Here is a 9,928-nt window from a genome sequence, read left to right as displayed (position 1 = left end):
CCATGTGGTTTAGTAAAGTTTCTACGCGCATCCGGTGTCGTTTATCCTCCTCTGTTTTGTGTACAAGAAGGATAACCGGATGCGCCTTTCTTAATCAACTACCACCCACAGATTCTCGTGAAGTGCCGGAATTTATTACGATTCGATCAAACTGGCGGTATTTCCCTATCATCACATGGCCAGTGAGTACGCGGGTACAAGGGATTTTTCCGCTTGGACGCCATCAAGCGAAATTTCATGGAACAATGGGGGACTTATGTACAGTTGCGACTCATCGTATGGAACCTCATCCCCCTCGCCGTTGACGGGGTTCATGGGGACTTTTGTGTTCACGGTTCTGCCATGATCGGCACTCGTTATTCTTCTCGTCCTATATCCCTGGCGGATCGGTCGTCCATGCCGCCTTCCGTGTGACCGTGAATCGATAGGCCTGCCAGGCCCATGCAGTCGGCGGCGGCTGGAACCCGCCGCTCATCGATAGCCGGCAGCCGCGCCACAATCTCCGCTTCTCCTGGCTGTCGGGCACTTCAGCTAGAATATGGAAAAGATTAGACAGGATCGCATAGGTCAGCACCCGCACGCCTGTTCATAAGCGGCAGCGAAGATCGCGAGGTTTTTCGGGATGAGCGACGGCTTTTTCTGGAAGCTCGCGGCGAGCGCCTGCTCCATCACGCTGCGGTCGAGTCCGGTGGCACCGCTGGCCGCGAGAACGGCCAGCATCACCGCATTCGCCGAGCGCGGCATGCCGCGTTCGGTTGCAAACTGAATCGCCGGGAAGGAGACAACCTGCACCTCTGCCGGCTTTTCTGAAATCGGCACCGAGGCATCGACGATCAGCCAGCCGCCCGGCCTGACGTCCTTGGCAAACCGTTCAAAGGCGGGCTGGTTCATGCAGATCAGCACGTCCGCGTGGTCAACCGCAGGCGACCCCACGGGGTTTCCCGCCACGACGACCGAACACGAGGCGGCCCCGCCTCGCTGCTCCGGACCATAGCTTGGAAACCAGGTCGTGTAGCGCCCAGCAAAACGGCCGGCCTCCGCCACGTACAGACCCAGGCTGAGAATCCCCTGCCCGCCGAATCCGGCGAATTTCAGCCGCTGTTCCACGAACGCCGGGTCGGGCGCGGCGTCTTTGGCACCGTCCGGATTGCTGGTGAAGAAGGCCGCCGGACCCGGTCTGACCGGGGCGGCGGGTCGCGCGACCGCCGTTTCGCTCCGATCCCGGAACACGCCGAGCGGAAACTCCTGTTCCATCTTATCATTCGTGAACTGCGCCGCTTGGACCGCATCCATTCCCATGTTGGTCGGACACGGCGACAGGATCTCGACAAACGCATAGCCCTTGCCGTCGCGCTGCAGCTCCAGCGCCTTGCGGATCGCCCGCCGGGCCTGCATGATCCGCCGGGTGTCGGCAACCGAGACCCGTTCGATGTAAACCGGAGCCGTGAGCTGGTTGATCACTTCGCAGACGTGCAGCGGGTAGCCGTCGTTCAGCACATCGCGGCCGCGCGGTGTGGTGGTCGTCTTCTGCCCCTCCAGCGAGGTTGGCGCCATTTGTCCGCCGGTCATGCCGTAGGTCGCGTTGTTCACAAAAAAAGTGGCCATGCGCTCGCCGCGGTTCGCCGCCTGGAACGAGCAGTTGAACCCGATCGCGCCGAGGTCGCCGTCGCCCTGATACGCGAGGGCGATGGCTTCGGGGCACGTCCGGCTGACGGCGGTGCAGACGGCGGCGGCGCGGCCGTGGGCCGCGCCGATGTTGCCGATGTCCCAGTAGTAATAACCGAACACCGCGCAGCCGATCGGATTGGCCATCACGACGCGGTCCGCGATGCCCAGATCCGTCACGGCCTCAGTGATGAGCTTGTGGATGATCCCGTGTCCGCAGCCGGCGCAGTAGTGCGAGGCGCGGGTCGAGGTGCCGCTGCGTTCGAACGCCGGGTACATGCCTACCGTTTTTTTGACCGCCATCTCACAGCTCCTTCACACGCGCCACCACCTCATCCACGGCAATCAGGCCCCCGCCCATCCGGTTCAGCAGACCAACGTCGGCGACGCGCCCCAGCCCTTTGGCTAAATGGAAGAACACGTCGTTGTGAAACTGTCCGCAACTCAGCTCGACCACCAGCAGCTTGCGTCCGTCGGCCACGGCGCAGAGGGCGGACTCCGGGAAAGGCGCCAGGGTAATGGGACGAAACAGGCCAGCCTTGACGCCGTCGGCGCGCAGTTTATCGACGGCGGTCCGCGCGACGCGACTGGACACGCCATAGGCAATCACAACCACCTCTGCGTCGTCGGTCCGGTACGGCTCGGCGCGCGCCTCCACCTGCATCCGCACATACTTCTCCTGTAGCGTGCGGTTGATCGCCTCCTCCTGCGCCACGTCGAGATAGATCGAGGTGATCAGGTTCTTGCGGGTTGCCCGCGTTCCCGAGACGGCCCATGCGTCGGTCTCTGGACGGGGCCGCTCGGCCGCAGGCAGCCGGAGCGTCTCCATCATCTGGCCGAGCATGGCGTCGGTGAGGACGATCGCCGGGTTGCGGTAGGCGAACGACAGCTCGAAGGCCAGCATCGTCAGGTCGCACATCTCCTGGACGTTTCCCGGCGCCAGCACGATGCACTGATAGCTGCCGTGCCCGCCGCCCTTGACCGCCTGATTGTAATCGGCCTGTTCGGGGTAGATGTTGCCCAGGCCGGGACCGGCCCGCTGCACGTTGACGATCACGCCCGGCAGTTCGGCGCCCGCCATGTACGAGAGGGTCTCCTGCATCAGGCTGATGCCCGGTCCCGACGAGGCGGTCATGCTCTGTTTCCCCGCCGCCGAGGCACCGTAGACCATGTTAATCGAGGCCGTCTCGCACTCCGCCTGCAGAAAGCCCCGCCCGACGGCCGGGAACCAGGCCGAGGCGGCATGGGCGACTTCGCTCGCGGGCGTGATGGGATAGCCAAAGTAATAGTCGCAGCCGGCATAGAGCGCGCCGATCACCACGGCCTCGTTGCCTTTGACAAATTTCACCATCGTTCACTCCTCCGTGTGGACTTCGATCGCGTACGGTTCGGGACAGTTGTAGAAGCAGATGTTGCAGCCGACGCACCCCGCGCCCGCGTACTCGGCGGGCTTGATGCCGCGGCAACTCAGCCGCTCGCGCAGGCGCAGCACCTGCTTCGGACACGCCGCCACGCAACGGCCGCACCCTTTGCAGACCGTTTCGTCAATCACCGGATGCGTTCCGTTCTTTTTCTCAGCCGATGCCATGGCCACCCCCCGCCTGGTTGATTCCCCGTCAGCGCTGCTTGAGCTGCGGGAAGAGGATCACGTCGCGGATCACATCGGTTGCGGTGAGCAGCATCACCAGACGGTCGATGCCGATCCCCATGCCGCCGGCGGGCGGCATGCCGTGTTCGAGAGCCGTCAGAAAATCCTCGTCAATCCGTTCCGGATTCTCGCCGACCTGCTCGGCAAAGCGCTGCCGCTGCTCGATCGGGTCGTTGTTTTCTGAGTAGCCCGGGCATAGCTCCTTGCCCGCCACGACAAATTCAAACACATCCACCCAGACCGGATCGTCCGCGCAGGCCTTGGCCAGCGGCACGAACTGCTTGGGGAGCCGCGTAACGAAGGTCGGTTGCCGCAGCGTCCGCTCAATCAGCTTGTCGTAGATCTCGTGGGTGATGAGCAGGTGGCTCATTCCCGGCGCGAGGTCCAGACCGGCGGCAACCGCCCGCTGCCGTGCTTCCTCAAGCGGGGTTTCAAACCAATCGGCGCCCATCCGCTCCCGGATCAGATCGGCATAGGCGACTTCGCGGTAGGGGGGCGCGAGGTTGATCGTCTCGTCGCCGCCCTCCGCTGTCTTCAGCGTGACGGCTCGTGCGCCCAGCACCGTGTCGGCGAGGGCTGGGATCAGGCCCTCGATCAGCGCCTTCATGGTCAGCCGGTCGCCATAGGCCTCATAGACCTCCAGCACAGTGAATTCCGGGTTGTGGGTGCGATCCAGCCCCTCGTTACGGAAGTTCTTTCCCAGCTCGTAGACCTTGTCAAATCCGCCGACGAGGAGGCGCTTGAGGTAAAGCTCCGGCGCGATGCGCATGACCATGTCGCAGGCCAGCGCATTGTGGCGGGTGATGAACGGCCGCGCGGCGGCGCCGCCGGCCTGCGGCTGCATCATCGGCGTTTCGACCTCCTGAAAGCCGCGAGCGTCGAGAAAGCTGCGGATCTCGCGGATGATCGCGATCCGTTTATTGAATCGGTCCCGGGATTCGGGGTTGGCGATCAGGTCGAGGTAGCGTTTGCGGTAGCGCTCCTCGGTGTCCTGCAGGCCGTGCCACTTCTCCGGCAGGTTCAACAGCGCCTTGGAGAGCAGCGCCCAGCGGTGCACCTCGATCGTCTGTTCGCCCATCCGCGTCACGAAGAGCCGCCCCTCAACGCCGATCTGGTCGCCGAGATCCAGCAGCTTGAAGGCCTGAAAGGCGTCCTCGCCCAGCGCGTTCATCTTGATAAAAAGCTGGAAGCGCCCCGAGCCGTCGTAGAGGTCGGCAAACACGGCCTTGCCCATGCCCCGGATCGTCATCAGGCGTCCGGCGACGCTCACGGTCTTGCCCTCCTCGAACGCCGCTCGGATCTCGGCCAGACGGCCGCTGCGCGGCCAGGCGTGGCCGAAGGGTTTTTGCCCGAGCGCCTCTAATTGGCGCATGTTGGCCAGGCGCTGTTCGCGATAGATGTTGGCCGGCTCGGAGACCGGTTGTTCGGGTGACGACATGCTTTCTCCTGACAGGCTCACAGAATCCGCTCCAACGCCCGGCGCACGCGGTCACGGATCGGGCCGTCAATCGGCTTGAACGGGAGGCCGGTGACCCGCTCGTAGGCTTCGATATAGCGCTTGGCCGCCTCAATCCGAACCTCTTCCGTGAGTTCGGGCGCCGGGCCGTCGCCCCGGAAGCCCCGTGCGGCGAGCCATTCGCGCACATACTCCTTGTCCAGCTTTCGCTGATCCGCGCCAGCGTCGAACAGGCTTTGATAGGTGTCGGTAAACCAGTAACGGGATGAATCGGGGGTGTGGATCTCGTCGCTGACGACCATCTGGCCGTCGCGCGTGCCGATCTCATACTTGGTGTCCACAAGGATCAGCCCCTGGCGCGCGGCATGGCGCACGCCGGCGTCGAACAGCTTCATGCAGAGGGCGGCGGCCGCGTCAAACGCCGTTCCGTCGATCAACCCCTCGGCGATTGCCTCGGCACGCGAAATGTTGCGGTCGTGCTCCTCGTGCTTGGTGGTCGGCGTCAGGATGGGCCGATCCAGTTTCTGGTCCTTCTTCAATCCGTCGGGAAGGGCGTTGCCGCAAATGACCCGCGCGCCGGCTGCGTAATTCATCCAAGCCGAGGTCTTGGTGACGCCGGTGATGTAGCCTCGGACGATGAATTCGAGCGGAAGTTGGCCGCATTCGGCCACAACCATGATGTTGGGATCGGGGACGTCCAGCATGTGGTTGGGGACGGTTTTGCGGGTCTTCTCGAACCAGAACGCTGCGAGCTGGTTCAGCACCTGCCCCTTGAACGGAATAGTGCCGAGGATCCGGTCAAACGCCGAGATGCGATCGGTGGTGATCAATATCCGTTTGTTGCCGACGACGAAACTGTCGCGCACCTTGCCGCTGATGCGGGTGCCCAATTTCGGAAAATCGACGTCTGCCAGCACATTGTCAAGCTCGTCCCGAATCCGCGCGTCATCAACCATATCACGCTCCCTTGTTCTAGGTCTTGCCCACCATGTCCTGGATTGCGTTTAAGAACTGGTTCACATCGGCAAAACGCCGATAGACCGAGGCGAACCGCACATAGGCCACTTCGTCGAGATTCTTCAGCCGGATCATCACCTTCTCGCCGATCGCGTTGGTCGAGACCTCGACATCGCAGGTCTTGGAGACCTCATCCAACACCGAATCAACCAGCGCCTCAATCTGGGCCTGCGTGATCGGGCGCTTCTCGCACGCTCGCAACACGCCAGCTGTCAGTTTGGCCCGGCTCAGATCCTCGCGTCGGCCGTCGCGCTTGACCACGCGCAGTTCGTCGCGCACGATCTCCTCGTAAGTCGTGAAGCGCTGGCTGCAGGCGAGGCATTCCCGGCGACGCCTCACGGACGCCCCCTCCCGAGTCGACCGGCTGTCGAGCACCTTGTCATCCATGTGGCCGCATTTTGGACAACGCATTCCCGGTCTCCTGAGGCAACCCCACTACCGCTTCACGGTGACAGCCAGCGCGGCATTGATGATCTTATCGGCCGAAACATCCTTGATCGCGGCTATTTCCGACAAGTCGAGCATCGCCACGTGCTCGATCAGCGCGTCGGGCGCGGCGATGCCGTAAACCACGATCGGCAGGCAACGCAGATTCGGTATCCGGCGCAGGGTGCTCACGATTTCGCTGGCATTCATCCCGTCCAATTCCATCCGCAGAATCACCACGTCGGGCTTGCTCACGATCGCCAGTTCCAGCGCGGCCGGACCCGTCCTGACCGCCTCCACCTGAAATCCCACGCGCTGCAGATCAACGCTCAAGGATGCGGCGAGCGCGGCGTCGCCCTCGGCTAAAACCGCGCGCCGAGCGTGGGATGCCGCAACCGGATCGAGCGCGGCATTCCCCCCCGGGGCGGAATCGCCGCTGCGGAGGAAAATGATGCGGCTGACCTCGTTCAGCAGATCCTCCGGGTTACAGGGCTTGGACAGAAAGCCGTCTATCTGGCGCGAGGCGAAATACTCGGCCATCGCCGCCCGAGCCGTCAACACCAGAACCGGGAACCGGGTGCTGCCGTCAGGCTGGGTGATGCGGTCCAAAAAGCCGACACCCCCCATGCCCGGCATGCTCATGTCGAGGATGATGATATCGGGGTTGATCCGGCGCAGTTTCGCCAGCGCCCGTTCGCCACTTTCAGCGGTTTCAACCTGGTAGCCTTCGTAGCTGAGGAAATCATCCAGCGTCTGCAAAAGGCTCATGTCATCGTCAACCAGCAAGATCGTCCGTTTGGCGCGCATATCCTGTTTCATGACACTCCCTCACCCGTGTTGATTCGGCGTTCAGTTTACCCGATTGACCCGTCTTTGGGCAATGTATTTATGGGAGCGGGTGTGCAGGCGCCTCGGGGGTCATTCGATCGGCCGGAACCGCGTGTATTCCTCAATCCCGGCGAGGGAGCGTAGGCGGACGGAATACCCCGCTTCGCGTATGGCCGCAACCGGGTTCAATCCGCCCAGAACCACCAGCCCGGCATGGCCGTCGGAAACCGGGATTCCGAACAACGGCTGGTTCGGGCGCCCCATGGCCAGTAGCCCGTTGAGCCCCTTGCGGCGCAATTCGATGCGAAGCCGCTCGACATCCGGGATCGCCACGGCCGGGATCTCGCGGAATCCGGCGCAAACCAGCCCATTGCCGCTCCGGGCGGCATCGCGAACACGCGTCATTCCGGCCTGGATGAACACCTCGAGCGGATCGAGCGTGGTCCCCCGGTACTCGATCAAATCGACAAAACGTACCGGCTTGCGGTCACGGATCTCCAGCAGCCCGCCGAAGCGGGAGACCAGCGGGATGCAGCGCCTGAGAAAAATGCCGCTAAACGTGATGCTGCAGACCGTGCCAACCCCCGCAAAACCCTCGGGAACCACCCCTCCGCCGACCCGATCGCCAGCCGGAACGATAATCGCCCGGGTGCCCACGCCCAACTGCGCCCGGAAAACCTGGCGCATCTCGGCGAGCGCCTCCGGCAGACAGTCTCGATGCAGCAGCGCGGTGTTGGTGATCACCGTTCCTTCACCCGTGCCGACGTCAAACGACATCGTGTAGGTCATCGTGTCCACCTTGGCCGAAACCAGACCCACCTTCAGCAGGACATCCGATTGGGCCAGCTCATCCCGCCCCGCCTGCGTGATGACACGCCCGCTCCGCCTGCTCATCAACGCCGTCAATCCCCGCCGGTCCAGTTCCAGCAGATGAAAGCGAACCGTGCGCGGACTCACATCCAGACCCGCCCCCAGAAGGAGTTCCACAATCCGCGACGCGCCCACCGAATCACGCAAGTCAGCCAACACCTTCAGAATCGCCATCTGCGTCCGCTCGACTTTTCCCGACATGGCCGCCTCCACACACTATGGGCCCAAGGTTCGACCGCCACGGTATCACAGAATACGGCAATTCGGCCATTAAAATCGTACTTAGAGGCCAAAAGACCCCTTTTTTCGGCGATAAAGCCCTGCTATTATCACGCCGTATTGCCGTATCCAGTGTCACTCGTTTCGGCTTTTCGCAATCGAAGGGCCAAACCACAATCAGGGAGCATAGCGAATGAATAGTTACACCAAGTGCGTGCTTGAGGGCGTCCTCAAGCGAAATCAGGATCAGAAGGAATTCTGTCAGGCGGTCGTCGAGGTCTTCGAAACGATTTCGGCCGTGATGGAGAGCAATCCCAAATATGAGCAGAACGGCATTCTGGAGCGGATCGTGGAACCGGAGCGGGCGATTCTGTTTCGCGTCCCGTGGTTTGACGACCAGGGGAAGATGCGCCTCAACCGCGGCTACCGTGTTCAGTTCAACTCGGCGCTTGGCCCGTACAAGGGCGGACTTCGTTTCCATCCGTCGGTGAACCTCTCGATCATTAAATTCCTCGGCTTCGAACAGGTGTTCAAGAATTCGCTGACCACGCTGCCCATGGGCGGCGGCAAGGGCGGTTCGGACTTCGATCCCAAGGGCAAGAGCGATGCCGAGGTGATGCGCTTCTGCCAGTCGTTCATGACCGAGCTGTTCCGCCACATCGGTCCCAACACCGATGTGCCTGCTGGCGACATCGGAGTGGGCGGCCGCGAAGTCGGCTACATGTTCGGCCAGTACAAGCGGCTCGCCAATGAGTTCACCGGCGTGCTGACCGGCAAGGGGCTGAAGTGGGGCGGCTCGCTGATCCGCCCCGAGGCCACCGGCTATGGCTGCGTCTATTTCGCCCAGAACATGCTCGCCACGCGCAAGCAGGATTTCAAAGGCAAGGTCTGCACCGTCTCCGGGTCCGGCAACGTCGCGCAGTACACCGTTGAGAAGCTGAACGAGCTGGGCGCCAAGGTTGTGACGCTCTCGGACTCCAACGGCACGATCGTGGACGCCGAGGGCATCACCGCCGAAAAGCTGGCGTGGGTGATGGAGTTGAAGAATGCCAAGCGCGGGCGCATCTCCGAATACGTGAAGCAGGTCAAGGGCGCGAAATATCTCGACGGTCAGCGGCCGTGGAGCGTGCCGTGCGATTGCGCGTTCCCCTCCGCGACGCAGAACGAGCTGACCGGCGAGGACGCCAAGGCGCTCGCGGCCAACGGATGCACGCTGGTCGCCGAAGGCGCCAACATGCCGTCCACCCCGGAAGCGGTCGAAGTCTTCCTCAAGAAGGGCTTCCTCTTCGGGCCGGGCAAGGCTGCCAACGCCGGTGGCGTCGCCACCTCCGGGCTGGAAATGTCGCAGAACTCGATGCGCCTCGCGTGGTCGCGCAGCGAGGTTGACGCGAAGCTCAAGGGAATCATGAAGTCGGTCCACGACAATTCGCGGGCCGCGGCGACCGAATACGGCCAGCCCGACAACTACGTCATGGGCGCCAACATCGCCGGCTTCGTCAAGGTCGCCGACTCGATGATCGAACAGGGACTCGTGTAAACGGTCGGGATTGAAACAGATAAAAAACGCGGCGCCTGCCTGTAACGGCAGGCGCCGTTTTTTTATTGGATGTTCGGGGTTCGGTCGGGCCACCGGCCTGCGGCCGGATGGGCAACAGGAATGAGACTCTCACTTGTTCTGTCCTTGCAATGGCAGCAAATCCAATTATGGTCGTCGAAATCGGGATCGGGATCGATGAAAAACAAGAGATTTCGACCCCGACCCCGATACCGATAGCGATAGCGATTTCGATTTCGACCGG

Annotated in this window: 9 protein-coding genes; 1 reads left to right on the top strand and 8 read right to left on the bottom strand. The window is 62.5% G+C overall.

What is annotated here, in order from left to right:
* Positions 1-567: 567 nt before the first annotated feature.
* The 8 genes from FJ222_05805 to FJ222_05770 form a co-directional block, all read right to left on the bottom strand.
* The gene (locus FJ222_05805; protein MBM4163939.1) at positions 568-1,968 is read right to left on the bottom strand and encodes a ketoisovalerate oxidoreductase; all 1,401 of its coding nucleotides are present in this window, start codon (positions 1,966-1,968) and stop codon (positions 568-570) included.
* A gap of 1 nt (position 1,969) precedes the next feature.
* Positions 1,970-3,016 carry a 3-methyl-2-oxobutanoate dehydrogenase subunit VorB gene (gene vorB, locus FJ222_05800; GenBank protein ID MBM4163938.1) on the bottom strand — a complete coding sequence of 349 codons (1,047 nt, stop codon included), beginning with the start codon at positions 3,014-3,016 and terminating at the stop codon, positions 1,970-1,972.
* Between the two features lie 3 nt (positions 3,017-3,019).
* Positions 3,020-3,253, bottom strand: a complete 234-nt coding sequence (locus FJ222_05795) for a 4Fe-4S dicluster domain-containing protein (GenBank protein ID MBM4163937.1) — start codon at positions 3,251-3,253, stop codon at positions 3,020-3,022.
* Positions 3,254-3,281: 28 nt separating this feature from the next.
* A complete protein-coding gene (gene lysS / locus FJ222_05790; protein ID MBM4163936.1) occupies positions 3,282-4,751 on the bottom strand; it encodes a lysine--tRNA ligase in 1,470 nt (489 codons plus the stop codon).
* Positions 4,752-4,768: 17 nt separating this feature from the next.
* Positions 4,769-5,725 carry a phosphoribosylaminoimidazolesuccinocarboxamide synthase gene (locus FJ222_05785; protein ID MBM4163935.1) on the bottom strand — a complete coding sequence of 319 codons (957 nt, stop codon included), beginning with the start codon at positions 5,723-5,725 and terminating at the stop codon, positions 4,769-4,771.
* A 16-nt stretch (positions 5,726-5,741) separates the two neighbouring features.
* On the bottom strand, positions 5,742-6,197 hold the full coding sequence (nrdR, locus tag FJ222_05780) for a transcriptional repressor NrdR (protein ID MBM4163934.1): 456 nt from the start codon (positions 6,195-6,197) through the stop codon (positions 5,742-5,744).
* A gap of 24 nt (positions 6,198-6,221) precedes the next feature.
* Positions 6,222-7,031: a response regulator gene (locus tag FJ222_05775; protein MBM4163933.1), complete on the bottom strand. Its 810-nt coding sequence runs from the start codon at positions 7,029-7,031 to the stop codon at positions 6,222-6,224.
* Between the two features lie 99 nt (positions 7,032-7,130).
* Complete coding sequence (locus tag FJ222_05770) at positions 7,131-8,111, bottom strand: DUF128 domain-containing protein (protein ID MBM4163932.1); 981 nt, start codon at positions 8,109-8,111, stop codon at positions 7,131-7,133.
* A 211-nt stretch (positions 8,112-8,322) separates the two neighbouring features.
* Between FJ222_05770 and FJ222_05765 the strand changes: the two genes are divergently transcribed.
* Positions 8,323-9,666: an NADP-specific glutamate dehydrogenase gene (locus tag FJ222_05765; GenBank protein ID MBM4163931.1), complete on the top strand. Its 1,344-nt coding sequence runs from the start codon at positions 8,323-8,325 to the stop codon at positions 9,664-9,666.
* Positions 9,667-9,928: the final 262 nt, after the last annotated feature.

The sequence above is a fragment of the Lentisphaerota bacterium genome, assembly GCA_016873675.1.
Classification (GTDB): domain Bacteria; phylum Verrucomicrobiota; class Kiritimatiellia; order RFP12; family JAAYNR01; genus VGWG01.
Note: the sequence above shows the minus strand (reverse complement) of the source record. Positions and strands in the feature narration are given on the sequence as shown.

Coding starts and splice junctions, on each gene's coding strand:
- FJ222_05805 (MBM4163939.1), bottom strand. CDS start 1,968: ATGGCGGTCAAAAAAACGGTAGGCATGTACCCGGCGTTCGAACGCAGC.
- vorB (MBM4163938.1), bottom strand. CDS start 3,016: ATGGTGAAATTTGTCAAAGGCAACGAGGCCGTGGTGATCGGCGCGCTC.
- FJ222_05795 (MBM4163937.1), bottom strand. CDS start 3,253: ATGGCATCGGCTGAGAAAAAGAACGGAACGCATCCGGTGATTGACGAA.
- lysS (MBM4163936.1), bottom strand. CDS start 4,751: ATGTCGTCACCCGAACAACCGGTCTCCGAGCCGGCCAACATCTATCGC.
- FJ222_05785 (MBM4163935.1), bottom strand. CDS start 5,725: ATGGTTGATGACGCGCGGATTCGGGACGAGCTTGACAATGTGCTGGCA.
- nrdR (MBM4163934.1), bottom strand. CDS start 6,197: ATGCGTTGTCCAAAATGCGGCCACATGGATGACAAGGTGCTCGACAGC.
- FJ222_05775 (MBM4163933.1), bottom strand. CDS start 7,031: ATGAAACAGGATATGCGCGCCAAACGGACGATCTTGCTGGTTGACGAT.
- FJ222_05770 (MBM4163932.1), bottom strand. CDS start 8,111: ATGTCGGGAAAAGTCGAGCGGACGCAGATGGCGATTCTGAAGGTGTTG.
- FJ222_05765 (MBM4163931.1), top strand. CDS start 8,323: ATGAATAGTTACACCAAGTGCGTGCTTGAGGGCGTCCTCAAGCGAAAT.